This window comes from Corallococcus exiguus (assembly GCF_009909105.1).
Classification (GTDB): domain Bacteria; phylum Myxococcota; class Myxococcia; order Myxococcales; family Myxococcaceae; genus Corallococcus; species Corallococcus exiguus.
The window spans coordinates 1-26658 of sequence record NZ_JAAAPK010000005.1 but is presented as its reverse complement, the minus strand read 5'-3'; the positions used below and the strand labels follow the sequence as shown (position 1 = coordinate 26658).

The window sequence follows — 26658 nt, the reverse complement described above, 5'->3', positions numbered from 1 at the left end:
TCTAGCGTTTCGTTGAAACGGGCTTCTGGAGCAGGAGCCGAAGCGCTTGGATGCTGAGAAGCTCCTGCGGATTCCGATGAATCATCCGGTGGCAGTTGGCGCACAGGGGGATGAGTGACTCCACGGAGTTTACCCGTTTCCCTTCCGAGACCGGGACCTCGTGGTGCATCTCGATGAAGTCCTCCCCGAGCGCACCGTAGCGCTCGACGAAGTCGAACCCGCACACGTGACAGGTGATCCGGCCCCGCCTGTTCCTCCAGTGGGACTTCGCCTCCGCGCGCAGCCGGGCGCTCCGCTCGTAGGTCAGGTGTGTCCGGTACTGCTTCCCACCTTCTTCATGGCCACCCGGGTCATCCATCAATGCCGCATGAGCCGCTTTCGTCGGCATCTTGTACCAGCCGAGGTGCGGGAAGCGGCTTCCGGGGAACGCGATGTCGACCCTGGCGACCAGGGCGTAATCGAAGGCCACGCCGAACCCCGATGGCTGCATGGCTTTCAACCATCCAGAATTGTCATGGGTGTCGACCTCAATCAGTCGTTTCACCGTGTGGGTGAACTGACGCTTGTTCTCGTACTCGAACGCCCTGCCGCGAGTCACCTTGAGGAGCGTGGTGAAGCGTTTCAGCTTCTTGTCGTAGCCGTAGAAGTGAAGTCCGGGGCGGAGGACGAAGGTCGGCCAGTGACGTGCCTTCCATCCGCTCCACATGGACCAGCTCCGATCCTGATCATCGGGCGTGGCATGGGTCATGGCGAAATGGGCTTTGATGGTCATGGCGGTCCCTATCCGAGCTTCTGGCCAATGGCCTTCATCATGAGGGCGGCATCCGCGAGGGCGACCTTGAACCGGTCGAACTGTTCCGGGCGTTGCTCCAGGTCCTCGATCAACCGCTGCTGGTTGTAGACCTTGCGCAGAAGGTACGCCGCGAACCGGACATCCTGGACGCAGTTCTCCGGATAGGGCGGCTCCTCGTATTTGGGCTCGGGAGCGGCCTGTGCCTTCTTGACCGTGGGCGCGGGGGCGGCCGGTGCCAGCACCTGGATCCGGGTGATGTTCGTGAGGATGTCGGAGTCCCGCTCCCTCTGAACCTCGACGACGCGCGACGTGGTCGCGGTGCCAATCTCCAGGCTCTTTCCCACCCACTCCGAGGGGGGAACCTCGAAGAGCGAACGCCCCTCCACCTTCGGGTCGGAATCCCTCAGGTCAACATGGCCTCCAAGGTTCTTGGATTGGCCACGCATGACCGCGAAGCGGCGCCCTTCGTACTCGTAGACGCCGACCGTGTAGCTGCTGGAGCCCGTGCGGACCCGGTAGACCTGCCAGGCAAGCTCCTCGAGCTTGCCGAATCGGGTGACCTCTTCCGACATGGTCGCTTCCCCCCAGTGCGGGCGATGAAGCACCGGAGGGTAGGAGGAAGCCTGGACCTTGGGCATCCCTCCTCAGAGGGATGTCGTACCGCCCTGAATGGCTGTAACGCTCGTTACCTCGACGGAGGGATCAGGCGCTGCGCAGCGTGAGCAGCGTCACCTCGGGAGGGACGCCGATGCGGAAGGGGAGCCAGTGCCCCGTGCCGCCGGAGACGTAGAGGTGGCTGTCCTTGAATCGGTAGCGGCCCAGCATGTGCTTGAAGGCGAAGCCGAACAGGGGAATCCCCAGGAAGGCCACCTGTCCGCCGTGCGTGTGGCCCGCGAGCGTGAGGCGGGCGCCGCGCTCGGCGGCGTAGGGGAAGAAGTCCGGGTGGTGGGAGAGGCAGAGCACCACGTCGTCCGGGCTCCCGTCCTTGAAGGCCGTCTCCGCGGAGCGCTGCCAGCGGCGCTCTTTCCCGGTGCGGCTGGCGCCGGACATGGGGAAGTCCACGCCCACCACGCGCACGCGCTGGCCGCCGTGCTCCAGCACGTGGGCTTCATCCACCAGCAGCCGGACTGGCGCGCCACGCTGGGCCAACTGCTCATAGCCGCCCAGGACTTCATCGAGCCCGCGCCAGTGCTCATGGTTGCCGAGCACCGCGAGCATGCCGTGGCGGGCCGTCGTGGAGGCGAGGGCGGCCATCGTCTCGTCGACCTGGTTCACGTCGTCGATGAGGTCGCCGGTCATCACCTGGAGGTCCACGCCCGCGGTGTTCATCACCTCCACGGCGCCGCGCAGGTACTCGGGCGAGATGAAGGGTCCCACGTGCACGTCGGTGATCTGCCCGATGCGGAAGCCGTCCAGCGCGGCGGAGAGGCCGCGCAGCTTCACCTCCACCTCGCGAACGGTGAAGCCCAGGCTGCCGCTCACGACGCCCACGCCGCTGGCTCCAATGGCGAGGACGGGCATGGCCTGTCCGGCCTTCACCAGGAGGTTGCGGCGCTCCATGTTCACGCCGGGAGGCGCGGCCTGCTGGCGGCGTTCGGCGCGCAGCTTGAGGATGAGGAACGGCGGGCCCATCAGCATCACCAGCAGCGCGGCGATGCTCCACACCACGGCGAACAGCTTCACCGGCACGAGGGCCGGAGGCGTGTGGTGCAGGCCGTAGCCCGTGACAGCGGGCACGGTCCACGCCGCGAACGCGAAGACAGAGAGGCCCAACAGCACGCCATGGCGCCAGCCTCGGGTGACGACGGGCAACAGCCTGCGCAGCACGAGATACGCGCCCAGGTAGACGAACAGCAGGACCAACAGCCTTCCCATGGTGTGCGCGCTCTCGGTGTGAGGAACCCCGAGGATAACGGCTCGCCTGACAGCGCGCTGTGCCCCGTGACCGGGTTGCTCGCCTCCTGGGCTCCACGGGAGTGAACGTGGAATAACAGGAAAATGAGAAGAATCTCCGGGGCCGGCGCCCGTGTCGGGTGGCTGTGGCTGGTGATGCTGCTGGGGTGTGCATCCGCACCCGGGCCCTTACCGGCGAATGAGTGGGTGCGGGCAGAGTCGTCGCGGGAGTGCGAGGCCCGCGATGAGGACCAGTGCCTCACGCACGTCTGCGAGGACGACGTCTGCGCGCTGTTCCGGTGCGAGGACCTGTCACCGAAGCGCATCGTGCGGACGCGAGGCGCCATGCCAGTGGCGCCCATCTTCGTTGCGCCCGGCAGCGGGCCGCAGCGGACGTGGGGAAGTGCGCAGGGCCTGCCGCGTGACGCGGTGCCCGTCATGGTGTTCCGCTGGCATCCACGGGAAAAGCTGCCCAGCGAGCTTCGCCGAAAGAAGGCGCAACAGGAGTGGGCGAAGCGGCCGAAGGAGCGTCACCACATCTTCCCGCAGGCGTTCAAGGATCACTTCGATGACAAGCGCATCGACATCCATAAGTACGTCATCGCGATTGATGCGGAAGTTCATGCGCGCATCCACCGGGGCAAGGATGGTGGACCTTGGAACCAGGATTGGGATGCGTTCATCCAGCGGGACCAAGGTGACGTACCGATACCGACGTACTTTGAGCATGCCTCCTGGATGATTCAGAAGTACGGACTCTTTGGGCTGACGATGACGTACTGGCAGCAGGTAGAACTCGCGCCCGTATCCGCCGAGGACTGAGCCATGCGCTACTTCTCTATCGAGAAACCGAGCTTCGACGAGCCGGGACAATGGAGCGGAAAATACCGAGCACGCCACCGATGGCACCTGTCTGGTGTCGACTGTCCTCGTTACGGCATCTGGTCACGGATAGGTGCATTTCCTTCAGTGGACCTTTCAGCCGTGGATGAACCGGTGCTCGCAAATCCAAAGGGCCCTACATCCCTTGAGGAGTACAAGCGGCTGGTGGCACTGGTACGTCCCTTTGTTCCTCCTGAACTGCCCGTTCATGCAGGTGGCTCGTTCGGTCCCATGGTCGGAACCGCCCAAGGCAAGTTCGGCCCTGTGACCTGTTGGCCTTCTTGGGTGGTGCTCCTCCGCGAGGACGCGGTCGAATTGCTCAAGGCTGAAGGCCTGAAAGGCGTCATCGCTGTCCGGATGGAGCTCAAGTCCCGCCGGAGCAACATGCCTGCGCTCTACGAACTGGAAGCCCGGCCCCTGGCGAAGCTGCACCCCGACTGCATCGGCGAATGGAAGACGCCAGCGTGCGACATCTGCGGCCGCCCGGAGTCCTTCTCTCTGCCACCAAAGCGCTGGCTCTTGCGCTCCTCTGTGCCCGAAGGACTCGACGTCTTCGGCGTTGAAGGCGCATGCCTGCTCGTCGTCAGCGAACGCTTCGTCGAAACCGTGCAGCGCCTGGGCCCCAGCGACGTGCACTACCGCGAACTTCCCGCCGAGTAGTCACATCCCCCCACCCGGGCTCGCGAGCCGCAGGTGCGAGTGCAGCGTCTCCGCTCGCAGGTACAGGAACTGCGCATCCCCGAAGGCCAGCGCGTCCCCGTCCGTGAGCATCCGCTCCTCGCCTTCGCCCAGCTCCGCGGCGTTCAGCCAGGTGCCGTTCATGGACGCCAGGTCCTTCACCGAGCACGTCCCCTGCGTCGCGTGCCAGCGCAGCACCGCGTGATGCTTCGACACGGAGGGGTCGTGCACCATCAGCGTGCACCCCTCCATCCGCCCCACCCGCAGCTCCTGCCCGTCCTGCTCCGGCCCCAGGAAGTGGACCTCCAGCGAGTCGAACGCTTGGAGCATCACCAGCAGCCGGTCCACCAGCCGTGAGCGGTGCGCCATCCCCACCGTGCGCGCCTCCGCCAGGCGCAACGCCACCTGCTGGAACACCGGCTCCGGCGGCTGTTGGATCAGCACCACCGGTCCGGAGGCTTGCAGAAACGCCTGGACGGGCGCGTAGGCGAACGGGCGGAGCTGTTGGACAGAGGGCATCACGCCCCCACGTTACCCCCAGCCCCGCCCTAGCGCGAGCCACGGACTCCCAGTGTCAGCTGCCCGGCGGTCCTTCCAACCACTTCAGGACGCGACAGACGCCTTCATCAGGTGGTCGCCGTAATCCTCCCGCAACTTCATCTTCAGGAACTTCCCCGTCGACGTGCGCGGAATCTGGGCCACGAAGAGGATGTCATCCGGCAGCCACCACTTCGCGAACTGCTTCTCCAGGTGCGCCGTCAGCTCCGCCTTCGTCGCCTCCTGCCCCGGCTTGAACACCACCGCCGCCAGCGGACGCTCGTCCCACTTCGGATGCCGCCCCGCGAACACCGCCGCCTCCAGCACGGATGGATGCGCCATCAGCGCGTTCTCCAGCGCCACGGAGCTGATCCACTCGCCGCCGGACTTGATGACGTCCTTGCTGCGGTCGGTGATGTGCAGGTAGCCCGCTGGGTCGATGGTCACCACGTCGCCCGTCTTGAACCACCCGTCCTTCGTGAACCGGTCCTTGCCCTCGTCCCCGTAGTAGGACGCCGCCACCATGGGCCCGCGCACCTCCAGCTCGCCCATGGCCTTGCCGTCCCAGGGGAGAATCTCCCCCGTGTCGCTCACGTGGCGCGTCTCCACGAACGGCACGGAGTAGCCCTGCGACGCGTAGGCATCCAGCTGCGTCTCCGGCGACGCCGTGTGCAGGTCCCCCTTGAGCCGCGCGAGCGTGCCCACCGGGTTCATCTCCGTCATGCCCCACGCGTGCAGCACGTTCTGCCCGTGCCGCTTGCGGAACCCGTCAATCAGCGCCGGCGGCGCCGCGGAGCCACCAATCACCATGTGCCGCATCCGGCTCAGGTCCCACTTGCCCGGCTCCCGGTCCAGCTGCGCCAGGATGCCCAGCCAGATGGTGGGCACGCCGCCCGCCACCGTGACCTTCTCGTTCTGCATCAGCTCCAGGAGCGACTGGGGGTCGAGGTGCGGCCCGGGCAGCACCTGCTTCGCTCCCGTGAGCAGCGCGTCGAACGGCAGGCCCCACGCCGCCGCGTGGAACATGGGCACCACCGCCAGCACCGTGTCGGACTCCCTCAGCCCCAGCACCTCCGGCATGCAGCACACCAGCGAGTGCAGCACGATGGAGCGGTGGCTGAAGAGCACGCCCTTCGGGTTGCCCGTCGTGCCGGACGTGTAGCAGAGCATCGCCGCGCTGTTCTCATCCAGGCGCGGGAACTCGAACGTGGGCGACTCCGCCGCGAGCAGCTTCTCGTAGTCCAGCCGCCCCTCCGGCACCGGCCCGTCATCCGGAATGACGATGACGTGCTTGATGCTGCCGACGGCCTTCTCGAACTTCTCCACCAGCGGCAGCAGCGAACGGTCCACCACCACCACCGTGTCCTCGGCGTGGCGCGCGATGTAGCCCAGGTCGTTGGGGTGCAGCCGCAGGTTGAGCGTGTGCATCACCGCGCCCATCGCCGGCACCCCGAAGTACACCTCCAGGTGCTGGTGGTGGTTCCAGCTCAGCGACGCCACGCGGTCCCCAGGCTTCACTCCCAGCCGCGTGAGCGCGTTAGCCAATTGGCAGACACGCCGGTGGAAGTCCGCGTACGTGTAGCGGTGCAGGGACTTGTCCGGCCTGCGGCTGACGATCTCCTGCGCGGCGTAATAGGAGCGAGCCCGCTCCAGGAAGTGCGTCAGGGTGAGCGGGAAGTCCATCATGCGACCGGTGAGCATCGGCACCATCCCTTCGGGAGAGGGGGAAGGGCCGGATGCTACCGGATGCGCGGCGTCATGCCTGCCACTCCCGGTGGGGGCAGGCATGGCGCATTACGTCAATGTCAGCCGAAGAAAACCTGCGCGACTTCGAAGAACTCCTTGGGCACGCGCTTGAGTTCGCGGGTGGCTTCGGCCAGTTGCTCGCTGACGATTTCGTTGCCGCGCAGAGCGGCCATCTTGCCGAACTCGCCCCGGGCCACCATGTCGCACGCATGCACGCCGAACCGGGTGGCGAGCACCCGGTCGTGCGCCGTGGGGGCGCCGCCGCGCTGGATGTGGCCCAGCACGGAGACGCGCGTCTCGAAGCCGGTGCGCCGCTCAATCTCCGCCGCGACGATGTTGCCCACGCCGCCCAGGCGCGGACGGCCTGCTTCGTCCAGGGAGCCGGTCGTGACGAGCTGCTCGTTCTGCTCCGCGGACATCTTGATGCGCGTGCCTTCCGCCACCACCACGATGGAGAAGGTGCGCCCGCCCGCGTGACGGCGCTGCAGGTGCTGCGCGACGGCCTCCAGGTCCGCGGGAATCTCCGGGACGAGGATGACGTCCGCGCCGCCGGCGATGCCCGCGTAGGTGGCGATCCACCCGACGTGACGGCCCATCACCTCGCAGACGATGACGCGCTTGTGCGACTCCGCGGTGGAGTGCAGCCGGTCCACGGCCTCCGTCGCGATGTGGACCGCGGTGTCGAAGCCGAACGTGAAGTCCGTGCCGTTGAGGTCGTTGTCGATTGTTTTCGGCACGCCGACGATGCGCAGGCCCTCCTGGGACATGCGCGTGGCGGCGGACAGGGTGCCCTCGCCGCCAATGGCGATGACGGCGTGGATGCCATTGCGCTCCATGGAGCGCTTCACGCGCTCCAGGCCGTTCTCCACCTTGAACGGGTTGACGCGCGAGGTGCCCAGGATGGTGCCACCCCGGTGGAGGATGCCGGAGGTGGTCTCCCGCGTGAGCCGGAAGTGGTTGTCGTCCAGCAGGCCCTTCCATCCATCACGCAGGCCCATCATCTCGAAGCCGTGCTCGCTGGCACGGCGGACAATGGCGCGGATGACCGCATTGAGGCCGGGGCAATCACCCCCGCCGGTGAGCACGGCGACTTTCATGGATCCGGTTCTAGCGCGACCCGGCCTCCGCGCGTGAGGACGGATTGCACGGAGTGCCCGTGGGAAACCTCCCCCGGTCCCCGGGCGTGCGGGGGACCGGGCTTGTCAATCGTCCGCGGCGCTCATGTGTCATTCCCGGAAGCGTGTGGCCTTGCCGCGCGGCGCCACGCACCGGGCGGCTGAGGGGCCGGCGACCGGGGCGGCCGGCATATGCTGGCCAACACATGGACCTACGGGTGTTCCAGACGGAGCAGGAGGCGGCCACCACCTGCGCGGCGCGGATCGCCGAGGCGGTGCGCCACACGCCGGAGCTGGTGCTGGGGCTCGTCACGGGGCGCTCGCCGCTCAACGTGTACCGGAACCTGGTGGAGCTGGCGGCCCAGGGGGCGCTGGACCTGTCGCGAGCGACGACGTTCAACGTGGACGAGTTCCTGGGGCTGCCACCCGAGGACGCAGGCAGTTTCCGCGCGTACATGGACCGGCACCTGTTCCGGCATGTGAATCTGTCAACGGAGCGGATCCACTTCCTCGACGGGTGCGCGCCGGACGCGGAGGCGGAATGCGCGCGCTATGACGCGGCGCTCGCGGCGGCCGGGGGGCTGGACCTGTTGCTGCTGGGCGTGGGGCCCAACGGGCACATCGCGTTCAACGAACCCGGCGAGGTGCTGACGGCGACGAGCCACCGCGCGCGCCTGTCGCGGGAGACGCGGCTGTCTCATGTGATGGCGTTCGGGGATGATCCGTCCAAGGTGCCCATGGCGGCGCTGACGCTGGGCATGGCTGCGGTGCTCCAGGCGCGCAAGGTGGTGGTGCTCGCGTTCGGCGTGAACAAGGCCGCGGCGGTGACGGCGATGGTGCACGGCCCGCTCACGCCCCGGTGGCCCGCGTCGTTCCTCCAGCTCCACCGTGACGTGGAGCTCTGGCTGGACACGGGCGCGGCCAGCGGCCTGCACGGGCGCAAGCTGGAAGCAGCCCGGACCTGACCCGGAAAGGCACGTGCGACCCCGAAAGGCCGGGGGTATGTGACTTTATTGGCGAAGTGCCAATAGTATGCGGCCATGGGTCTTCCAGTGCGAGCCGCGCTGCTGCGGGAAGTGGGTGGTCCCTTCGTCATCGACGACGTCGAGCTCGATGCGCCTCGGGAGGGCGAGCTGCGCGTGCGGGTGGCGGCGAGCGGCATCTGCCACACCGACCTCGCGTACCGGGCGGGAGCGGGCCGCTTCCCGTTGCCCGCGGTGCTGGGGCACGAAGGCGCGGGCGTGGTGGAGGCGGTGGGGGAGGGCGTGACGGGCTTCCAGCCTGGCGACGCGGTGGTGCTCAGCTACTTCTCGTGCCGTGGCTGCCGCACGTGCGCGGGCGGACACTTTCCGTACTGCGAGCGGGGCTACGCGGGGAACTTCTCCGGCTCGCGTCCGGACGGCTCGTTCCCCATGCGGTGGCGCGGCGAGCCCGTCCGCTCGAGCTTCTTCCATCAGTCGTCATTCGCCACGCACGTGCTGGCGCATCAGCACAACGCGGTGAAGGTGGACGCCTCGGTGCCGCTCGAGCGGATTGCTCCGCTGGGCTGCGGGTTCCAGACGGGGGCGGGGGCGGTGCTGGAGGCGTTCCGGCTTCAGCGGGGGCAGCAGCTCGCTGTCTTCGGGGCGGGCTCCGTCGGCCTCGCGGCCATCATGGCGGCGCGGGTCGCGGGCGCATCTCGCATCCTCGCGGTGGACCTCAGCGCGGAGCGACTGGAGCTCGCGCGTGAACTGGGGGCCACGGACACGTTCCTGGCGGACGAGCCCGGGCTCACGAAGACGCTGGTGACGCTCACCCGCGGAGGCGTGGACTTCTCGCTGGAGTGCGTCGGGTCGCCCCAGGTGTTGCGGCAGGCGTTCGACGTGACACGTCCGCTGGGGACCTGCGGGTTGCTCGGGCTTCCTGGCCGGGACGCGGAGGTCTCGCTCTCCATGACGGCGCTGCTCATGGGGCGGAGGCTGGTGGGCATCCTCGAAGGCAATGTGGATCCGAAGGCCTTCATCCCCAGGCTGGTCGCGCTGAACGCGGAGGGGCGCTTCCCGTTGGAGAAGCTGAGCCGCTCGTATCCCTTCGAAGCAATCAACGACGCGGTCCACGACATGGAGGCGCGCGTGGCGGTCAAACCGGTGCTGTGCATGCCAGGAGGCGGAACGACATGACGTTCGATGAAGCAGTGAAGGCCGGGCGTGTCCATGTGGAGGATGCGCTCGCGTTGTTCGACAGTCTGCCCGCGGTGGACATCGGGTCCATGCGCGGCACGTGGCAGGGGCGCGAGTTCCAGACGGGACACCCGTTGGACGGACTGCTCGCGTCGACCGGCTGGTACGGCAAGCAGTTCATCGACGCGGAGAGCGTGCACCCGTTGCTCTTCTACACGGAGGACCGCAAGACGGTGTTCCCGGTGGATCCGCGCAAGTGGCCGTCGCCGGAGCTCCCAGGTCCCGTGGCGCCGCACCGGGCCGTGGTGGAGACCGGGCAGTTCAAGGCGCGGCTGCGCGTGATGGAGTACCGCGGACGGCTCAGCGCGACGATGGTCTACGACGACCGGCCCAGCCTCGATGTGTTCCGGAAGGTGGACGGGGACACGCTGCTGGGGCTGATGGATGCACGGGAGATGGCGCCCTACTTCTTCGTGCTGCGCCGTGACCCGGAGGCCCCACCCAGGCTTCGCCCCTAACGCGTCGCGGAGGCGAGCTTCGCGGCAGGCTTGCTGCCCGCGGCCGGACGGGACGCGGGCTTCACGGGGGCCGTCCGCTTCGGTGCGGCGGCCGGCTTCACGGACGCATCCGGCGGACGGGCCTTCCGCGCGACGGGGGCCTTCACCGCGACCGCCTTGACCGGAGTCGCGGAGACAGCCGGGCGCTTCACCACGACCGGTGCCTTCGGCCGCGTGTGCTCATAGGCCGCGAGCACCTTGGCGACGTAGAACTCCGTCTCCCCGTTGTGCGGCACGCGCCCGTTCACCGACCCCGGGCCCGCGTTGTACGCGGCCACCGCCAGGCGCACGTCGCGGAACCTGCGCAGCTGTTCGGCCAGATAGCGCCCGCTCGCGTCGACGGATGGCGCCGGGTCGAAGGGGTCCTCCACCCGCATCAGCGCCGCCGTGTCCGGCATGAGCTGCCCGGGCCCCATGGCCCCCGCGGGCGAGATGCGGTGCACCCGCGTCTCCGACTCCACCTGGATGAGCGCCTTCAAGAGCCCCGGCGGAATCCCGTGGCGGCGCTCCGTGTCCTCGATGAGCGGCTCCAGCGGCGGGTGTCCGTCCAGCACGCACTCGGGCCGGTGTGCCACGTAGGCTCCCAGCGCGCGCGCCTTCGTCTGGAGGAAGGAGAAGGACAGGGGCGACACCTGCGTCCCGCCCAGCCACGCCACGCCCAGGTTGAGCAGCACCACGGGCACCAGCGCGCACGGCACCAGCCACGCCCATTTCGGAATCTCGATGCCGCCCACGGCCCGCTTGCGTCCCACCCTCCCCACTTAAGGGCGCCGGGTGTTCCCGTCCAGCTTCCGGCCGACTCGCCGCCCCGGCGGCGTCCTGCGCCGGGGCGGGAGTGGAGGCTTCAGAACAGCAGGCCGAAGTAGTTGGCGCTCGCCTTGGCGCCCACGCAGACCTCGACGTCGGCGGTCCACGACTGCGTGGGGGGCGACCCCGTGGCCTGGAAGCGGAACTCCAGCTCCTCCTGCTTGGCCAGGTCCAGCACGTTCACCGCGCCGCTGCTGGTGAGCTCGAGCTTGTTCGTGGAGCCCCCGGTGCCGGTGCGCCGGAACTCGCCCAGCACCACGTACTCCGCGGAGCCCGGCTTGCGCACGGCGAGGCTGGCGCGCTCGATGCCGCTGATGTCCGTGCTGGCGGTGGCGTCGAAGAGCTTCAGCCGCAGCTCCGTCTCCACGTCGGCGTCCTCGGGCAGCGCGCTGGCGAAGTCACCCAGCGGAATCGTGAAGGACTGCTCCACGGAGCCGGCGATGGGCGGGGAGGCGGGGAAGGACAGGTCGTTCTCGGTCTTGCAGATGCGCTCGGCCTCCACCTCGATGGTGAAGAGCGAATCACAGCCCGTGCCCAACAGGGTCACGGCGCCAGCGAGCAGGAGGGTGCGGAAGGATTTCGTTCGCATGGTGAGAGGTCTCCTGGCTCAGAAGAAGTAGACGATGAAGCCCAGCTTCACCGACGGGATGGTGGCGCGCAGATGCAGCGGTCCGGACGTGACGCTGTCGTCGCCGGAGGCGTCCTGGATGAGCGGCGTGGGTTCCGGGACGGTGAGCGCCACGTAGCTCAGGCCCACGTTCAGGAAGAAGTTGAAGCGGCTCTTCGTGCCCACCTCCAGGCCCACGCTGCCCGTCACGTAGTTGTAGGTGACGTCGCGGATGGCCTCCGACGTGGAGCTCGGCTCGCGGCCCAGCCAGTCCAGCACCTCGCTGTACTCCGAACCGAAGTAGTGCCCGGCCTCCACGTTGAGGGTCGGCGCGATGAAGGTGTCTATCGGCAGGAGGGTCACACCGCCGCGCACGCCGATGCTGAGCGTGTTCGTGGTGGGGCCCGCTTGCAGCCGCAGCCAGTTCGTGGGGCGCACCACCGCGGACAGGCCGATGCCGTGCGGAGCGCCCGCGTCCAGCAGCAGGCCCACCCTGTGGGGCGCGTCGTCCTGGGCGAGCGCCGGGGTGGCGGTGCCCAACACCGCCAGGCACCCCAGGGCGATGCCGGAGGAGAGAAGGGAAGGGTGTCGTCGTCTCAAGGAAGAAGAGTCCATCGTCATGACGAAAGTTCCACGGTGAATGCCGGCCCAGCGGCCATTCTTCGCGGAAGGCGAGCAGGAAATGAAGTGCTTCACGCGAAACCCGTACGGGCTTTCCGGGATGCCACGACCCGCGGTGGAGGGACTGCCCGGTTCCCGACACGCTGCGCTGTACCCCAGGACCTGGGAATGCGTGCAATGCCTGTCAAATCAAGGACGTCCTGTTCAATCCCCTGGGTGATGTCCAGCAAAACCTCTCGATGCGAGCGTATGATGAGAGGAAACGGTGACGTGGCATTCAGGGCCGGAAACCGGGGGGCCAAGGATGATCGACGAAGTCGATCTGCGCATGAGAGCGTGGGTGGGACGCATTGCCACGGACGCGCCGGTGCACCTGGGCGTGCCCGACCGCGAGGCCCTGGACCGGGGTGTCTGTCTTTACCTCCTGGAGCTGGGGCCGGCGTCCCTGACCCGGGCGGGGAAGCAGGGCGCCCTGCAGTTCACCGTCTGCTATCTGGTGACGGTGGGCGCGGAGACGCCCGAGCGCGCGCACCGGCTGCTGGGTGACCTGGTCTTCGCGGCCATGGGCGACAAGGAATTGGAGGTGGACCTGAGCCCGGTGCCGGCGGCGCTGTGGGCGGGTTTGCGCTCCGTGCCGCGTCCCTCCTTCCGCCTGCGGGTGCAGGTGCGCAAGGAGCAACCCCTGGCGGAGGTGCGATGTCTGTCATTGGTGGGCGGGGCGTCCGCGCAGGCCCCCCTGCTGGGTCGGGTGGTGGGGCCCGGTGACGTGCCCATCCGGGACGCGTGGGTGGCGCTGCCCTCGCTGCAGTTGAGTACGCGCACGGATGCGGAGGGGCACTTCCACTTTCCCCGCCCGCCGCGGGGGGAGTCGCTGGGCCGGCTGGAGGTGCGCGCGGAAGGGGAGCTGCTGTCGGTGGAATCGGAGGGGCTGGCCACCGGGACGTCGCCGTGGATCATCCGGATGCCGGTGAAGGAGGAGTGACGATGCACGCGGCTCCGCCAGTCGAGGCCCTGGTGGCGCGGCCTCGCGCGCGGCGGCACCTTGCCTGGGTGCTGTCCCTGGCGCGGTGGTTGAAGACCTGGGCGGAGCGGGTGCTCGCGGAGCACGCCGCCGCGGTGACGAAGGCGGCGGTGGAGTTGGGAGGCGCGCGCGTGCGCTCGCTGCCCCTGCGCGAGCCGGCCGTGGTGCTGCTGCAGGTGCCCCTGTGGCCTCCCAGGGTGGAAGAGCCCCTGTCGCCGGAGCGCATGGACGCCGTGTCCACGCCGACGTTCGAGGAAGCGCCCACGCCCCGCTTGAACACGCTGCGGTGCATCCCGAGAGAAGGGGATGGGCCGGACGTGGAGCGCGAGGCCGTGTCGCTCCAGGTGGTGCCCCAGGTGCCCTTCGGGTTCGACCCGGATGACCTGCTGCCCGCGGAGCCCGTGGCGGTGGTGGCCCCGGCGCCCTCGCCCGCGCTGTTGCTCCAGGCCGCCGCGCTTCCGAGCGAGGAGTTGCCGCCCGGCGCGCCTCGGCCGTTGCGGGGGGTGACGTCGTTTCCCAGGGACCCCGCGAGGGACCTCATCGCGCTCCTGAAGGAGTCGATGGGAACGCCGGCCCGGCCGTCCGTGCCCTGGTCGGAGGCGGCGCCGCCCTCGCCCGACGAACCCGCTGATGCGCAGGAGATGCTGCGTCAGTGTGAGCGATTGGAGCTGGAGCCGCCGGTGGAGTAACGGCGTGGGGGCTTGCGGTCCACGGCGCTATGCTGTCCCGCGCGATGCCCGAGCGGTCACGTCCCATCACTGCCCCGACAGGCCTCACGGTGGCGGACGTCGAGCGTCAGCTGGAGGGCCGCGCGGAGGTCCTCGCGGCGGCGCGGCGCCCGTATGCGGAGCTGGAGAAGGCGCTGTCCGGCCGGCGGTGGCGGCGGGCGCTGGTGCGGCGTCCGGAGTTGGTGCCCGCGCTCGTGGCCGAGGCTCGGACGGTGGTGGAGGCGCTGGAGCGCGTCCAGCGCCGCGCGGCTCAGGAGGCCTGGCCGGACGACGCGCCCGTGGTGAAGGCGGCCCGGGAGTTGTCGGCCCGGCGGGAGCGGCTGACGCGGCTGGCCCGGCGCAGGCTGGATGTGCTGACGGTGGCGCGGGAGGACGTTTCGCTGGAAGAGGCGCTGACGCGGTTGGATGCGCTGGTGCGCCAACCCGCGAGCTGGGCGCTGAAGCCGGGCGAGGTGCTCGTCTTCGAGGACGATACCCGGCGAAGCTCGGACCCGAGCCTCGTGCCCATGTTCCTGAGGCAGCAAGTGTCGCCGCGTCTGGTGTTCGCCTTGGGAGCGCTGCCCGCGCTGGCCTTGCTGCTGTCGTTCGTCCTCCCCAGGCCGATGACTGTCCCGGTGATGGCCTGCCTGGTGTCGGGCACCCTGGGCCTCGTGGCAGCACAGCTCCTGCGCTCGGGGCGGATCCGGCTCACGAGCGAGCGGCTCATCTGGGCGCCGGTGTTCGGTGAGCCGCAGGAGGTGCGGCTGGGCAGCATTTCCCCTGACGGCTTCCGGCTGGAACAGAGTGTGGACCTCAAGGTAGAGGGAGATCGGCGACTCCATGCACGCTCCGTCCGAGGAGTCGCGGCGGTCGCCCTGCTCGTGGAGCTGCACCGTCAGCCCCCCCTGCGCGGCGCGGCCCGGGCGGGTGTGCGCCTGGACAGCGTGGCGCTGTTCCCCGCGAAGCTCGGCCGGCGTGAAGGGTTCTGCGTGTTGGGGCCCCAGGGACTTTCCTTCATTCCAGAGGGCAAGGGTCCCCAGTCCTTGAGCGCCGTCACCGGCAGGCCGACGGCGCTGCGCGACTTCGAATCGGACCAGGTGCTGGATGCGCTGCGCTGGCTGCCGGAGGCGGACTTCGACGCCTGCGTGTCGCGCATGGTGGAGGCCACTGGAGGCGTGGCCTGGGCCCGCGTGGACGCGCGCCATGTCCCGGGCTCCCCGGTGTGGCGGCGAATCCGCATCGAGCACCGGGGTCTGGCGCTGACCGGCCGGGTGCAATGGGACCAGCAGGATGCCGCCGAACGGATCCTGCGCGACTGGCCTCGTTAAAGGCGGCCCGACCAGGGAACGCCCTTCACTGCGTACACAGGGAGGGAGTCGTTGCGCCGCGCAACGATTCCACCGGGTCCGGGTTCACCCGTTCCTCAATGTCAGACGCCACCCCTACCGTGAAGCCGGGGTCCCCAGCCCCCTTTCCCCGAGAGACATTCATGAAAGTCAGACACCCGGCGGTGCGCCGCGTCTTCCAGCGCACCGCGTCCGCGGCGACGCTGCTGTTGGGCCTCGCCATGGGCAGCCCGTCACACGCGCAGCACTTCACCGTCTTTGAAAGTGGCCAGGTGCGTCCGCTGGCCCTGTCTCCCAACGGCCAGTGGCTCTACGCCGTCAACACGCCGGACAACCGGTTGGAGATCTTCCAGGTGGGGACGAGCGGCCTCACCCACAAGGGCTCCGTGCCCGTGGGCCTGGAGCCCGTGGCAGTCGCCGCGCGCACCAACAACGAGGTGTGGGTGGTCAATCACCTGTCCGACAGCGTCAGCGTCGTGAAGGTGGACGCGAACGGGCAGGGCGGCAGCGTGACGCGCACGCTGCTCGTGGGCGACGAGCCTCGCGACATCGTCTTCGCGGGCACTGGCAAGAAGCGCGCGTTCATCACCTCCGCGCACCGCGGACAGAACACCGGGTTCGACCCGCAGCTCACCACGCCGGGCGTTGGCCGCGCGGACGTCTGGGTGTTCGACTCGGACAACCTGGGGACGACGTTGGGTGGTACGCCGCTCACCCGCCTCACCCTGTTCGGTGACACGCCTCGCGCGCTCGCGGCGACTCCGGACGGCAGCCGGGTGTACGCGGCCGCGTTCCACTCCGGCAACCGCACCTCCGTGGTCCACGAGAGCCTGGTGCCCAACGGCGGCGAGTCCGAGGGCGGCGTCCCCGGCCCCAACGTCAACCACCAGGGCATCCCCGCCCCGGAGGTCTCCGTCATCGTGAAGTACAACGGCGAGGACTGGTTGGACATGCTCAACCGCCCGTGGACGGACTCGCTCCGCTTCTCCCTGCCGGACAAGGACGTCTTCGCCATCTCCGCCAACGCCAACCCGCCCGTGCAGGTGTCCGGCGCGGCGGGCACCTACGCGGGCGTGGGCACCATCCTGTTCAACATGGCCGTCAACCCGGTGAGCGGGAAGGTCTACGTGAGCAACACCGAAGCGCGAAACGACCTGCGCTTCGAGGGCCCCGGCACCCTGACGGGCAACACCCTGCGCGGCCATCTGCACGAAAGCCGCATCACCGTGCTGGGCGGCCCCAGTGCGCCCTCCGTCACGCCTCGTCACCTCAACACGCACATCAACTACGCGGCCTGCTGCGCGGCCACGCCCAACGCGGAGAGCGAGAAGAGCCTCGCGCAGCCCACGGGCATGGCCGTGACGTCCGACGGCGCCACGCTCTACGTCGCCGCGTTCGGCTCGTCGAAGCTGGGCGTGTACGCCACGTCCCAGCTGGAGTCCGGCACCTTCACGCCCTCCACCGCGAACCAGGTCGCGCTGACGGGCGGTGGCCCCACCGGCCTGGTGCTGGATGAAGCCCGGGGGCGCCTGTACGTGCTCACCCGCTTCGACAACGCCATCTCCGTCGTCAACACCGCGACGAAGACGGAGGTCGCGCACCTGCCCATGTTCAACCCGGAGCCGGTCAGCGTGGTGCAGGGCCGTCCGTTCCTCTACGACGCGCGCAGCAGCTCCAGCCATGGAGACTCGTCCTGCGGCAGCTGCCACATCTTCGGCGACTTCGACAGCACCACCTGGGACCTGGGCAACCCGGACGGTGACGTGAAGGCGAGCTACAACCCCATTGTCCCGGTGCTGCCGGAGTTCGGCACGGACCCCACCTTCGGCCAGGACACGTCCTTCCATCCGATGAAGGGCCCCCTGTCCACGCAGAGCCTGCGCGGCATGGCCAACCAGGGCCCCATGCACTGGCGTGGAGACCGCACCGGCGGCGACAGCGCGCCCAGCGTGCAGCCCAACAGCGGCACCTTCGACGAGGTCGCGGCGTTCAAGCAGTTCAACCCCGCGTTCAAGGACCTGCTGGGCCGCAGCGCGCAGCTGACGGAAGTGGAGATGCAGAAGTTCTCCGACTTCATCCTCCAGGTCGTCTATCCGCCCAACCCCATCCGCAAGCTGGACAACTCGCTCACGGCTTCGCAGCAGGCGGGCAAGGACTTCTTCACGAACACGACCAGCTTCTTCCCGGGGTCGTGCGAGTCCTGCCACCGCGTGGACGTGAACGCGAACCCGGGCGAGGGCCCCTTCAAGGGCTTCTTCGGCACGGACGGTCGCAGCTCCTTCGACGCGGAGCCGCTGTTCCCCAAGGTCCCGCACCTGCGGAACCTGTACCAGAAGGTCGGCATGTTCGGCGCTGGCTTCCCCTTCGGCAACACGCCGGTGGATCCGTTCCTGGGGGACCAGGTGCGAGGCACGGGCTTCAACAGCGACGGCGCCATCCCCACGCTGTTCCTCTTCAACAGCGGCTTCGACTTCCACCCCATCTTCAACCAGGTGGGCATCCCGGACACGCCCGCGGGCTTCCAGGCGAAGAAGGACATGGAGCAGTACATGTTCGCCTTCGAGACCAACCTGGCGCCCATCGTCGGGCAGCAGGTGACGCTCACCGCGACCAACGCGGCGGTGGTGGGGACACGCATCGACCTGCTGATGGCGCGCGCGGACGCGGGCGAATGCGACCTGGTGGCGAAGGGCCGCGCGGGTACGTACGAGATGGGCTTCCGCTACCTGGGCAGCGGGCAGTTCAAGGCGGACCGAGCGGCGCTGCCGCTGGTGCCGTCCGCGTCGCTGCGCTCGGGCGTGGCCGCGAGCCAGGGCGTGCTGACGTACACCTGCGCGCCGCTGGGCTCAGGCCTGCGCGTGGGCATCGACCGGGACCTGGACGGCTTCCTGGACGGTGATGAACGGGCCGCGGGCACCAACCCGGCGGACCCCGCCAGCCACCCGTAGCGGAAGACACCCGGCGGCCCGGGCACCTGTTGTCCGGGCCGTTTGTCAGCGCCAGTGCGATGTGCTCGGGGGGCAGAATGATCAGCGTGCCCCTGTCCTCACCGCCACGCGCCTTGGAAGATCATCCCGGATCCAGCGCCCAAACACCTGCTTCCCAGTTCTTCAGCACCTGCGCGGCTTCAAAGGCGATCAACCCTTCGCCTTGCGCAGCCTCTTCTAGGACAGCCTTCGATTCGGCCGTCCGATGCCTCAAGAGGTATGCCGCCGCCATGGTGCTGACGTCCTTGTCAGGGTGCTTGAGCAGCACCGCAAGCGCATCCCGCCCCGCATCTCCCTGCCCCTTCAACTTCCGAACAGCAGCGATGTAACGATCCGCATGCTTGTTCCCCGCCTTGGCATCTCCACGCGCGATGGCTGCCGTCTGCGCTGACACGTTCAGCGCGAACTCCTCCACCCACTTTTCGAGGTCCGTCACCAGATTCCTCTCGTCACGTGCTGGATCGCCACCAATCCGAAGTCTCGTTGCGCTTCGAAGGATTGAGTGCTCAGCCACTGTCTCACAGTCAGGGTTTCCGAGTTCGTGAGTCTAGGCCGCTTCGACGAGTAGAGAGAACTCACTCCACTGTGAACATCCTTGCCAAGTGCGACGATGTTCTCGCTGTTGTGGAGAGCATGTGGCCCAAAGCGGGTCGCGTTCCCTTCGGTCTGCTCCACGATGTGGTGCCACTCCTTTCCGTCACCCGCAGGTCCCATGGCCCGCTTGAAGGACTTGAAGGACGAGTAACCCTTCGGCCCGCGTGAAGGACCTGTCCCTTGTGGGCCTCCATCGTCGCCACCTCCTGAGCCCGCGGAGTCATCAACGCGTTGGAGAATGATGGCCGCACCTGGCCCGCCGCTCAGCACCGCCGCCGCGCGTCCCGCTGGCACTGCGACGCGCTCCAGCGCCAGCACGCCCTCCGCCGACATCGAGAGCACTGGCAGCGTGGCCTCCGCGCCCACTCCAGGGGCGTCAGTCTCCGTGCGGGACGTGTAGCTCAGCGTCCTTCCGGGCCCGGGAGGCAACGAAGCGCAGCCGGTGAGGAGCAGTGCCATGCACCCGAGCAGGACGTCAGCGCGCATCGTCCACTCCCAGGCCCTTCACCGAACCGCCTACCCGCCGTTGCGCATCGCTCGTGTCTCCTGACTGCACTCCGGTGCGGCGTGCAGAACCCGTTCATAACCGTCAGCCCTGACAAGTCAGTCAGACCGGTCGATGCATGCCCCCCGAGGGCATGTCCAGGATGCCGAAGGCACTCCATGGCGGCTCCATTGATCATCAGCGGAAGACACCCGGCGGCCCGGGCACCTGTTGCCCGGGCCGTCTGTCGTAGCGCTCGCGGTCGTCTGATATGTGAGGAACCCGTACGGCCTGGGCCGCGAACGGGAGGCGCCATTGGTGTCTGGGAAGGATACGCGGCTGCCGCGTGCGAGCGTCGAAGGGCTTCCGGTGGGGGAGCGGCTGTGGCTGCTCATGGAGCCTGCATGGGGGCACGATGCCGTCGAAGGAACGCACGGCCAACAGGTGCTGGCCCTCACGACCTTCTTCATCCGGGACATCGGGAACGGCGGGCTGGATCAGGCCCTCTACAACTTCGCTCCCTCCTCGGTGGAGTTCGTGCTGCAGAGCTTCGAGGAGCTTGGCGCCGCCGGACATGCCGCCCTGGTGAGAAGGGGACTCGACGCGCTCTTTGGGGCCCACCCTCCCGGGACGCTCGAGGCGCGTCGGCGCATCCTCGACACGAAGCCGCGAGCGTGGATTGACGCGCATCTCGGAACACTGAGCGAGCAGCTCCAAGGTGAGGAGAAGCTCGAGTCCTGCTTCCTGCGCTATGTCGACTCGCATCCCTCCGAGTTCTTCCGGGACTGAGTGGCGGGACTTCAGACCGTGGGCTGCCGGTCAGACCGCATGAGCCCTGCCCGGGCCAGCAGCTCACGGACCCGCCGCGCCAGTGCGATGTGCTCGGGGTTGGCCACGGTGAAGCGCTCGGGGGTCAGGATGATCAACGTGCCCCTGTCCTCCACGGGCTCGATGCGCACGGGGGCGGGCAGTGGCGGCACCGTGCCCCGGTGGCGGGACAGGTAGGTCACCCAGCCGAGCCAGGTGTCGGCCTTTCCTTCTCCACCTTCGGTGTCCCGATGTGCGTGAGACATGGCCACGGCCCAATCCGGTTCCCAGGCCAGCGCCATGCTGCGCGTCACGTTCGTCAGCACGGATGCCGTAAGGACTCGTTCCGCGTTCGTCCCCTTTGATGGAAGAGACAGGACGCACACGTTGGTGGAGCTGTGCTGTGCGTAGCTCCCGCAGGTCATCCGCACGGAAGCATGGTCCTGGCTGGTACCGTCATTGTATGCCGAGACGGTCAAGCCCAGATGCTCGATGGGCGGCCCACCCGGCTCGCGGTTGACGCCGCGCCGGAACGCTTCCGTCAGGGTGGGAAGGTCAGGAGGCATGAGGGGCGTCTTGCGTCCCTTGCCGCGTGGTTTGGGAATCTTGTTCCAGTTCGCGAACAGCGGGTCGCACGCGGCCAGCATGTTGAGGAAGTCCGCCGCTCGCTGGGCACATGCCTCAGGGGACTCCCGTCGCGGTCCCCAGTAGGCACCGGCGTAGTAGGTCTCGGGATAGGTCGCGGATGGATCCAGCGTTGTCATGCGGAGCTTGTCTCAGGGAACCAAAAGACGTGCGGAAGTTTGGATGACGGTAATCCCGGTGATGCCATTGCTTTTCAGCAGCTGCTTGATTGAAGCCGCTGCATGCTTTTCGGCGACGTGCCACTCAATGCGGACACCCGTGTTCAGGACGATGTCACGCTGCCTCGTGGCTTGGTCGACGAGCTCTTTGGCCTTTCCCGATGCCTCGAACCAATGCTTGGGCGCAAGGTCGGCTTCAAAAAATTCAGCGTAGCCTGGCCCCTTCGCCTCCAACAGCACGCCATCCTTGAAGCCATCGAACTTCACGCCTCCGTTGTTGTGCCCCACACCCCCCACCCAATACGCCTCATCCGCCGAGTGTCCCGTGATCTGCTCCTGGTAGCCCCGGGCACGCGGAGACATGGATTCCTTTGCAGGCGCCCACTGTCCGGGCCCATTCGATGGCGCAGGTACCGAACCGGAAGCGTTTGAACGCTGGAGAATGATGGCTGCTCCCGGCCCGCCGCTCAGCACTGCCGCCGCCCGTCCCGCTGGCACCGCGACGCGCTCCAACGCCATCGCGCCCTCCGCCGACATCGAGAGCACCGGCACCGTGGCCTCCGCGCCCACGGACATCCCCTTCAGTGTCCGTGTCGTGGCTGACGCCGCGCCCCAGGTGACGAGCATCCCCGTCGTCAGTCGCGACACTTCGCGGATCTGCTCGCCACGGGTCATGGCCTGGAAGCGCTCCCAGTACGCGGGCGATGCCGCGATGAGCGCCGCCACGCCCGCTGGCAGGTGGCTCAATCCCGCGATGCTGTCCACGGGGCGCGTGAGCAACTGTCCCAGCGCGTGGTACAGCTCCACGACGGCGTCCTCGGCTCCATCCAGGGTGCGGCTGATGACGTCCGCGTCGTCGTACACCTCGGCCAGGGGCCGCCAATCCGAAGCCTGAAGCTGCGCGTCCACGTTCCGGAAGACGCCGCCCTTGCCGCTGTAGAAGCGGCCCAGTTCGAAGCCATGCGCTCGGAAGGCGCCGTCCTTCCATTCGACCGTTGCCACCTTCTGTTGGGTACTCCCGGTGAGTGCCCACGCGAGGTAGCCATCCGGTCTCAACACCGCGATCTGCTCCCGGGAGAATCGCTCCACCCGTCGCGACAGCTCCTTCCGGGTGACTTCGCCTCCCTCCATCACCTCGCGCAGGATGAAGCCCGCGGCCATGCGAGGCGGGAAGGTGCTCAACGTGACGGGCTTGCCCAGGAGCACTCCCATCAGTCGCGCCGCTTGCGTGGGCGTCAGCGTGCCTCCCAGGGTGCGTTCGTCTCGCGCTTCCAGTCCCGCGTTCGTCAGCAACTGCTCCCAGGCATCCGGTTGCACATCGTCGGAGCGGGTGGCGTCCGCCAGGGCCACCGCACGAACGGGGCGTACCCCGTCACCTCTTCGCGGACGGTCTTGCGCCGGTAGAGGGGAGGCGCTTCCTCGCGGGGCGTGACCCTCGGCTCCGAGGCAGATGCACGCGGTGCCTCGTCGTTCGACGCTCGTCCTCCAGGGGCGTCAGTCTCCGTGCGGGACGTGTAGCTCAGCGTCCTTCCGGGCCCGGGAGGCAACGAAGCGCAGCCGGCGAGGAGCAGTGCCACGCACCCGAGCAGGACGTCAGCGCGCATCGTCCACTCCCAGGCCCTTCACCGAGCGCTCCAGGAACTGCACCGCGGCCAAAGCACCGCCCACCCGCGGTTGCGCATCGCTCGTGCCTCCTGCCTGCACTCCGGTGCGGCGTGCAGAACCCGTTCATAACCGTCAGCCCTGACAAGCCAGCCAGACCGGGCGGCGCATGCACCCGAGGGCCGGCCCGGTAGTCAGCCGGCCAGTGCCCGCAGATCGGGTTGCTCCAGACAATGCTGAGATATATCTCAGAGCCATCTGGAAAGTATCTTGAACCCCTGAGAGGACGCGACATGCGCGGCAGACACGGAAGAGACCGGGGCGACTCGGAGCACTGGCATCACCATGAGCGCGGGGAGGGCCACCGGGGGCGGCACGGCGGCCCCGGCGGTGGGCGGCATCGGATGTTCGAGGGCGGCGAGCTGCGCCTCGTCCTGCTCCACCTCATCAACGCGGAGCCCCGGCACGGGTACGACCTCATCCGGGCCATCGAGGGCTTGAGCCGGGGCGTGTATGCCCCCAGCCCCGGGGTCATCTACCCCACGCTCACCCTGCTCAAGGACATGGAGCTGGTGGGCGAGCCGGACACGACGGACACGCAGCGCAAGCTCTTCGCCATCACGGAGCAGGGCAAGGCGCTGCTCGCGGAGAACGCGAAGGTAGTGGAGGGGCTGCTGCGGCGGCTCGCAGAGGCCGGAGAGATTCGCGAGCGCACGGACGCGGCTCCGGTCCGGCGCGCGATGCAGAACCTGAAGAGCGTGCTGTTCGACACGCTGTCGCCCGGCGTCGACAAGAAGGTCGTGCTCGACGTGGCGGCGTTGATCGACGAGGCCGCGCAGAAGATCGAGAGGCTCCGCTCATGAGCACCCAGGACCTGCATCAAATCGTTCGCGTGCGCCACGAACTGCGGCGGCGCAGCCTGGTCGTCAGCGGCGTGGAGTCCGTGACGCCTCGCATGCGGTGCATCCACTTCGCGTCGCCGGACCTGGCGGACTTCAGCAGCCCGTCGCCGGATGACCACATCAAGCTGTTCTTCCCGCAGGCGAGGGAACAGGTGATGCGTGACTTCACGCCTCGCGCCTACGACAACCGCGGCCAGACACTGACCATCGACTTCGCGCTGCACGGCTCCGGACCCGCGACGGAATGGGCCACCGGCGCGAAGGTCGGCTCCACGCTGGAGATTGGCGGACCGAAGGGCTCGCAGCTCGTGCCCGATGACTTCGACTGGTACCTGCTGGTGGGCGACGAGAGCGCGCTGCCGGCGCTCGGCCGCCGGGTGGAGCTGCTGCGTCCGGGCGTGCCCGTGACGACCGTGGCGGTCGTGGCCAACGCGTCCGAGCAGCAGACCTTCGTCACGAAGGCCTCCTGGCACCCGACCTGGGTGGTGCGTGGAGAGCCGGGGCCCGGAGATGGCGCGCTGCTGCGGCGCGAACTGGCGAAGTTCACGCCTCCTCCGGGGGATGGCTTCGTGTGGCTGGCGGGCGAGGCGGAGTGGGTGCGCGAGCTGCGGACCTACGTCATCGAGGAGCGCGGCCACCCGGCGGAGTGGGTCAAGGCCGCGTCCTACTGGCACCGCGACGGGGATGCCGGACTCGAAGGCCCTGGCTCTCGTCACTGAGTCATTGGTTGTTCCTTCTCGTCCTCAATGTTCTGGGCGTACCTCTGGTAGCTTCTGATGCGATGCCGAAATTTCCCAGAACACTCCGCGCCGCTGTGGATCGGGGCACGATCGTGCCCTTCGTTGGATCTGGTATCACGCTCTCGACTGGCCTGATTCCGTCCTGGCACGGGGTGGTGACGCATGCCGCGCAATGGTTGGATGAGGAATTGAAGAGCGCCGCCGCCACACGGCTCCGAGGCTTGCTGGATGTCCGTCAGCCAGATCTCCAGTATGCCCTTGTCCAAGCGAGGATGTCGCTTGGACCGCTATGGCCCGACTTCCTCCGAGAGACGCTGACTCCCTCGCTTGGTGATGTGAACGCTGCCAATTTTGGTCTCCCCCGTGCGGTGTGGCAGGTGAGCAATAATTTCGTTGTTACGACTGCTTACGATCAGGTTTTGAGTGCGGCATGCCCTAAAGGCGAGCCCTACGAAATCCACGACTCATCACCCAACTGGGTGGAGAGGCTTTCCGATTCAGTTTCACAGCTGGAAATGAAGGTAGACTCCCGTCCGACATTGTGGCCAGTCTTCGGCTCAGTCAAGGAGGGAGACGCCCTGTTCACCCTGGATGGCTCAATGTCTGTTTTCAGTGAAGACGATGAGCGCCTGCGGATGATGCGCCTCGGAGGCGCACTGCGGCTTGTCTGTGATGGGAAGAACACCCTCTTGTTTGTTGGAACAAACGCGCCTTTGGACTTCTTGCCTCAGTTCTTGCTGGGGATCCAGGGTCCCCATTACTGGATTGTTCATGAGGCTGAGCTGCAAGAGACTCAACGGAGAATGGAGATGCGCGGTCTCCCCATTCAGCTGATTGGCGTGCCCGACTACAAAGAGGTGGCCCCCTACCTGGAGAAGCTCGCCACCTATCGCTCGAAGTCGGGGACAGGCTCCAGGCAAACCGTACTGGCGACGCCCGTCACTCCGCCTGAGCCCCCAAGCAATACGGAGCGTCTGAAGAGCCTTGAGGCGCAACTTGAGAAAATCCTTCAGGCCCCCATTGAGTCGGAGCTTGAATTCGACGACTCCCTTCGTCTGGCTCAAGCATGGGCCCAGGATGCTTCACGGGTGTTCAAGGACTTGTCCCCCGGCACCTCTCAGCTCACTCAAGGAATATTGGCGCCACTGAACGCCGCGCTGGTGCGTCCTGAAGTCGTCCACCCATACTCTGGCGAGCAGCTCCTCGCGGCGCTCGGCAAGGCTCGCTATGGGCTCAGCATCCTGGCCAAGCGGCTTGATCTATACACTGAAGCCGGGCTGGCGCTCACGCTTCCAGCAACCCCCAGCAATGCCATTCCCCAGCAAGCTCCGGCACCGTTGAGCGCGGCAAAAGGCGATTCGAACTTGGAGCCTCAAGACCTGCTGTTCGATGTGGCCATCATTTGCGCCTTGCGCATGCCGGAGCTCGAGAAGGTTCTCAAGACAGGTGCGGAGCGGTGGACGAGGCTCCCCCCGGATGTGAGAGACCCGCAGACCTACCATCGGGGTGTCTATACGACTGCGGCGGGTACCCGCCTGCGTGTGATCGCGGCTGCCCCGAATCAGATGGGGCCTCCTGCTGCTGCTGCGCTGGCCACCAAGATGATCCTCCGCTTCAAGCCCCGGCTTGTCGCGATGGTGGGGATCGCGGCAGGAGCCCGGGTGGATACGCGAGGCTTTGGGGACATCCTTTCCCCAGATGTGACGTTCGACTACAGCTCGGGCAAGCTCACGGATGATGAAACGAAGGTCGCCTTCACGCCCGACCCCAAGCCAGTCCATCTCAATTCGCGACTTCTGTCTCTGTTGAGGGACTGGCAGGCGAGCGGCAACGGGCTTCATGACATCTGGCGCAATTGGGACGGCTCCAAGCCTGATCGACTGCCCAGATTGCTCATTGGTCCGCTTGCATCCGGCTCCAGCGTCGTCGCGACTCGCGCGGTGGTCGACGACATCGGTCTGCATTGGCGCAAACTCATCGGCCTCGAAATGGAGGCGTACGCCGTGCATTGTGCTTGTCGAGATACGGTCTCGCCCGAAACGCCGTATCTGGCCTTCAAAGCGGTCTGCGACTTCGCGGATGGCAGCAAGGCCGATGATTGGCAGCCGTATGCGGCCTACACGGCCGCGCAATCACTGCATCACTTTCTCGTGGCGGAGTGGGAGAACCTCGTCCTGCCCCCACATCCGAGCGCCTAGCAGGCTGCTGAAAAACTCTGGTGCGGGGTCGACCTCCCGCACCGGCGCATGATCTCCTCCTGACCTGGAGGG

The 26658-nt window shown here is 67.6% G+C and carries 26 protein-coding genes; 14 read left to right on the top strand and 12 right to left on the bottom strand.

Features of this window, described 5'->3' with window-relative positions:
• Position 1: 1 nt before the first annotated feature.
• The 3 genes from GTZ93_RS20275 to GTZ93_RS20265 form a co-directional block, all read right to left on the bottom strand.
• Positions 2–772, bottom strand: coding sequence for an HNH endonuclease (locus GTZ93_RS20275; protein ID WP_139915720.1), 771 nt, complete (start codon positions 770–772; stop codon positions 2–4).
• An 8-nt stretch (positions 773–780) separates the two neighbouring features.
• Complete coding sequence (locus GTZ93_RS20270) at positions 781–1365, bottom strand: hypothetical protein (protein ID WP_139915721.1); 585 nt, start codon at positions 1363–1365, stop codon at positions 781–783.
• A 130-nt stretch (positions 1366–1495) separates the two neighbouring features.
• On the bottom strand, positions 1496–2668 hold the full coding sequence (locus tag GTZ93_RS20265) for a metallophosphoesterase (protein WP_139915722.1): 1173 nt from the start codon (positions 2666–2668) through the stop codon (positions 1496–1498).
• Between the two features lie 123 nt (positions 2669–2791).
• On the opposite strand from GTZ93_RS20265, the gene sitA6 reads away from it, so the two are divergent.
• Positions 2792–3508: a SitA6 family polymorphic toxin lipoprotein gene (sitA6, locus tag GTZ93_RS20260; RefSeq protein WP_139915723.1), complete on the top strand. Its 717-nt coding sequence runs from the start codon at positions 2792–2794 to the stop codon at positions 3506–3508.
• Between the two features lie 3 nt (positions 3509–3511).
• The gene (gene sitI6 / locus GTZ93_RS20255; RefSeq protein ID WP_139915724.1) at positions 3512–4228 is read left to right on the top strand and encodes a SitI6 family double-CXXCG motif immunity protein; all 717 of its coding nucleotides are present in this window, start codon (positions 3512–3514) and stop codon (positions 4226–4228) included.
• Here sitI6 and GTZ93_RS20250 read toward each other — a convergent pair whose 3' ends face one another.
• The 3 genes from GTZ93_RS20250 to GTZ93_RS20240 form a co-directional block, all read right to left on the bottom strand.
• On the bottom strand, positions 4229–4765 hold the full coding sequence (locus tag GTZ93_RS20250; RefSeq protein WP_120561334.1) for an FHA domain-containing protein: 537 nt from the start codon (positions 4763–4765) through the stop codon (positions 4229–4231). It lies immediately after the preceding gene.
• A gap of 84 nt (positions 4766–4849) precedes the next feature.
• The gene (locus GTZ93_RS20245) at positions 4850–6484 is read right to left on the bottom strand and encodes a long-chain fatty acid--CoA ligase (RefSeq protein ID WP_139923720.1); all 1635 of its coding nucleotides are present in this window, start codon (positions 6482–6484) and stop codon (positions 4850–4852) included.
• A 104-nt stretch (positions 6485–6588) separates the two neighbouring features.
• Positions 6589–7626 (bottom strand): 6-phosphofructokinase, encoded by a 1038-nt coding sequence (locus GTZ93_RS20240; RefSeq protein ID WP_120574557.1) that lies wholly within the window; start codon positions 7624–7626, stop codon positions 6589–6591.
• Positions 7627–7850: 224 nt separating this feature from the next.
• Here GTZ93_RS20240 and GTZ93_RS20235 point away from each other — a divergent pair, with 224 nt between their 5' ends.
• The 3 genes from GTZ93_RS20235 to GTZ93_RS20225 all read left to right on the top strand — a co-directional run bounded on the left by GTZ93_RS20235 (position 7851) and on the right by GTZ93_RS20225 (position 10321).
• Entirely contained in the window at positions 7851–8609 is a 759-nt protein-coding gene (locus tag GTZ93_RS20235; protein WP_139923718.1) for a glucosamine-6-phosphate deaminase, read from the top strand.
• 75 nt (positions 8610–8684) lie between these two features.
• Complete coding sequence (locus GTZ93_RS20230; RefSeq protein ID WP_161662937.1) at positions 8685–9803, top strand: NAD(P)-dependent alcohol dehydrogenase; 1119 nt, start codon at positions 8685–8687, stop codon at positions 9801–9803.
• Positions 9800–10321, top strand: coding sequence for a DUF4334 domain-containing protein (locus GTZ93_RS20225; protein WP_139919956.1), 522 nt, complete (start codon positions 9800–9802; stop codon positions 10319–10321). The genes GTZ93_RS20230 and GTZ93_RS20225 overlap by 4 nt, the downstream gene beginning before the upstream one ends.
• Here the strand turns inward: GTZ93_RS20225 and GTZ93_RS20220 are convergent.
• The 3 genes from GTZ93_RS20220 to GTZ93_RS20210 all read right to left on the bottom strand — a co-directional run bounded on the left by GTZ93_RS20220 (position 10318) and on the right by GTZ93_RS20210 (position 12374).
• A complete protein-coding gene (locus GTZ93_RS20220; RefSeq protein WP_139919955.1) occupies positions 10318–11112 on the bottom strand; it encodes a lytic transglycosylase domain-containing protein in 795 nt (264 codons plus the stop codon). The two genes, GTZ93_RS20225 and GTZ93_RS20220, sit on opposite strands and share 4 nt — an antisense overlap.
• A gap of 92 nt (positions 11113–11204) precedes the next feature.
• The gene (locus GTZ93_RS20215) at positions 11205–11756 is read right to left on the bottom strand and encodes a hypothetical protein (protein ID WP_139919954.1); all 552 of its coding nucleotides are present in this window, start codon (positions 11754–11756) and stop codon (positions 11205–11207) included.
• Positions 11757–11774: 18 nt separating this feature from the next.
• Positions 11775–12374: a hypothetical protein gene (locus GTZ93_RS20210; protein WP_233596595.1), complete on the bottom strand. Its 600-nt coding sequence runs from the start codon at positions 12372–12374 to the stop codon at positions 11775–11777.
• Positions 12375–12699: 325 nt separating this feature from the next.
• On the opposite strand from GTZ93_RS20210, the gene GTZ93_RS20205 reads away from it, so the two are divergent.
• The 4 genes from GTZ93_RS20205 (at position 12700) to GTZ93_RS20190 (ending at position 18417) form a co-directional block, all read left to right on the top strand.
• Positions 12700–13377: a carboxypeptidase regulatory-like domain-containing protein gene (locus GTZ93_RS20205; RefSeq protein ID WP_139919953.1), complete on the top strand. Its 678-nt coding sequence runs from the start codon at positions 12700–12702 to the stop codon at positions 13375–13377.
• Positions 13378–13379: 2 nt separating this feature from the next.
• On the top strand, positions 13380–14105 hold the full coding sequence (locus GTZ93_RS20200; RefSeq protein ID WP_139919952.1) for a hypothetical protein: 726 nt from the start codon (positions 13380–13382) through the stop codon (positions 14103–14105).
• Between the two features lie 44 nt (positions 14106–14149).
• A complete protein-coding gene (locus tag GTZ93_RS20195; RefSeq protein WP_139919951.1) occupies positions 14150–15451 on the top strand; it encodes a hypothetical protein in 1302 nt (433 codons plus the stop codon).
• A gap of 161 nt (positions 15452–15612) precedes the next feature.
• Complete coding sequence (locus GTZ93_RS20190; RefSeq protein WP_390624885.1) at positions 15613–18417, top strand: hypothetical protein; 2805 nt, start codon at positions 15613–15615, stop codon at positions 18415–18417.
• A gap of 121 nt (positions 18418–18538) precedes the next feature.
• Here GTZ93_RS20190 and GTZ93_RS20185 read toward each other — a convergent pair whose 3' ends face one another.
• A complete protein-coding gene (locus tag GTZ93_RS20185; RefSeq protein WP_370457270.1) occupies positions 18539–18892 on the bottom strand; it encodes a hypothetical protein in 354 nt (117 codons plus the stop codon).
• A gap of 396 nt (positions 18893–19288) precedes the next feature.
• Between GTZ93_RS20185 and GTZ93_RS20180 the strand changes: the two genes are divergently transcribed.
• Entirely contained in the window at positions 19289–19450 is a 162-nt protein-coding gene (locus tag GTZ93_RS20180; RefSeq protein ID WP_161662936.1) for a hypothetical protein, read from the top strand.
• A 402-nt stretch (positions 19451–19852) separates the two neighbouring features.
• Positions 19853–20323, top strand: coding sequence for a DMP19 family protein (locus GTZ93_RS20175; protein WP_139919948.1), 471 nt, complete (start codon positions 19853–19855; stop codon positions 20321–20323).
• 11 nt (positions 20324–20334) lie between these two features.
• Here GTZ93_RS20175 and GTZ93_RS42860 read toward each other — a convergent pair whose 3' ends face one another.
• Together GTZ93_RS42860 and GTZ93_RS20165 are read right to left on the bottom strand one after the other, a co-directional pair.
• Positions 20335–21105, bottom strand: coding sequence for an immunity 52 family protein (locus tag GTZ93_RS42860; RefSeq protein WP_167548258.1), 771 nt, complete (start codon positions 21103–21105; stop codon positions 20335–20337).
• Between the two features lie 12 nt (positions 21106–21117).
• Positions 21118–22494 (bottom strand): restriction endonuclease fold toxin 5 domain-containing protein, encoded by a 1377-nt coding sequence (locus GTZ93_RS20165; RefSeq protein WP_257979326.1) that lies wholly within the window; start codon positions 22492–22494, stop codon positions 21118–21120.
• Between the two features lie 545 nt (positions 22495–23039).
• On the opposite strand from GTZ93_RS20165, the gene GTZ93_RS20160 reads away from it, so the two are divergent.
• Genes GTZ93_RS20160 through GTZ93_RS20150 form a run of 3 tightly spaced genes read left to right on the top strand, consistent with a single transcriptional unit; the run spans position 23040 to position 26586 of the window.
• Positions 23040–23609, top strand: coding sequence for a PadR family transcriptional regulator (locus GTZ93_RS20160; RefSeq protein WP_257979325.1), 570 nt, complete (start codon positions 23040–23042; stop codon positions 23607–23609).
• Positions 23606–24367: a siderophore-interacting protein gene (locus tag GTZ93_RS20155; protein ID WP_139919946.1), complete on the top strand. Its 762-nt coding sequence runs from the start codon at positions 23606–23608 to the stop codon at positions 24365–24367. Before GTZ93_RS20160 ends, GTZ93_RS20155 begins: the two co-directional genes overlap by 4 nt.
• Before the next feature lie 8 nt (positions 24368–24375).
• A complete protein-coding gene (locus GTZ93_RS20150; RefSeq protein WP_139919945.1) occupies positions 24376–26586 on the top strand; it encodes a phosphorylase family protein in 2211 nt (736 codons plus the stop codon).
• Positions 26587–26658: the final 72 nt, after the last annotated feature.

Coding starts and splice junctions, on each gene's coding strand:
- GTZ93_RS42860 (WP_167548258.1), bottom strand. CDS start 21,105: ATGACAACGCTGGATCCATCCGCGACCTATCCCGAGACCTACTACGCC.
- GTZ93_RS20215 (WP_139919954.1), bottom strand. CDS start 11,756: ATGCGAACGAAATCCTTCCGCACCCTCCTGCTCGCTGGCGCCGTGACC.
- GTZ93_RS20270 (WP_139915721.1), bottom strand. CDS start 1,365: ATGTCGGAAGAGGTCACCCGATTCGGCAAGCTCGAGGAGCTTGCCTGG.
- GTZ93_RS20180 (WP_161662936.1), top strand. CDS start 19,289: ATGATGGCCGCACCTGGCCCGCCGCTCAGCACCGCCGCCGCGCGTCCC.
- GTZ93_RS20205 (WP_139919953.1), top strand. CDS start 12,700: ATGATCGACGAAGTCGATCTGCGCATGAGAGCGTGGGTGGGACGCATT.
- GTZ93_RS20230 (WP_161662937.1), top strand. CDS start 8,685: ATGGGTCTTCCAGTGCGAGCCGCGCTGCTGCGGGAAGTGGGTGGTCCC.
- GTZ93_RS20200 (WP_139919952.1), top strand. CDS start 13,380: ATGCACGCGGCTCCGCCAGTCGAGGCCCTGGTGGCGCGGCCTCGCGCG.
- sitA6 (WP_139915723.1), top strand. CDS start 2,792: ATGAGAAGAATCTCCGGGGCCGGCGCCCGTGTCGGGTGGCTGTGGCTG.
- GTZ93_RS20235 (WP_139923718.1), top strand. CDS start 7,851: ATGGACCTACGGGTGTTCCAGACGGAGCAGGAGGCGGCCACCACCTGC.
- GTZ93_RS20155 (WP_139919946.1), top strand. CDS start 23,606: ATGAGCACCCAGGACCTGCATCAAATCGTTCGCGTGCGCCACGAACTG.
- GTZ93_RS20190 (WP_390624885.1), top strand. CDS start 15,613: ATGAAAGTCAGACACCCGGCGGTGCGCCGCGTCTTCCAGCGCACCGCG.
- GTZ93_RS20225 (WP_139919956.1), top strand. CDS start 9,800: ATGACGTTCGATGAAGCAGTGAAGGCCGGGCGTGTCCATGTGGAGGAT.
- GTZ93_RS20195 (WP_139919951.1), top strand. CDS start 14,150: ATGCCCGAGCGGTCACGTCCCATCACTGCCCCGACAGGCCTCACGGTG.
- GTZ93_RS20250 (WP_120561334.1), bottom strand. CDS start 4,765: ATGCCCTCTGTCCAACAGCTCCGCCCGTTCGCCTACGCGCCCGTCCAG.
- GTZ93_RS20160 (WP_257979325.1), top strand. CDS start 23,040: ATGCGCGGCAGACACGGAAGAGACCGGGGCGACTCGGAGCACTGGCAT.
- sitI6 (WP_139915724.1), top strand. CDS start 3,512: ATGCGCTACTTCTCTATCGAGAAACCGAGCTTCGACGAGCCGGGACAA.
- GTZ93_RS20245 (WP_139923720.1), bottom strand. CDS start 6,484: ATGCTCACCGGTCGCATGATGGACTTCCCGCTCACCCTGACGCACTTC.
- GTZ93_RS20275 (WP_139915720.1), bottom strand. CDS start 772: ATGACCATCAAAGCCCATTTCGCCATGACCCATGCCACGCCCGATGAT.
- GTZ93_RS20240 (WP_120574557.1), bottom strand. CDS start 7,626: ATGAAAGTCGCCGTGCTCACCGGCGGGGGTGATTGCCCCGGCCTCAAT.
- GTZ93_RS20265 (WP_139915722.1), bottom strand. CDS start 2,668: ATGGGAAGGCTGTTGGTCCTGCTGTTCGTCTACCTGGGCGCGTATCTC.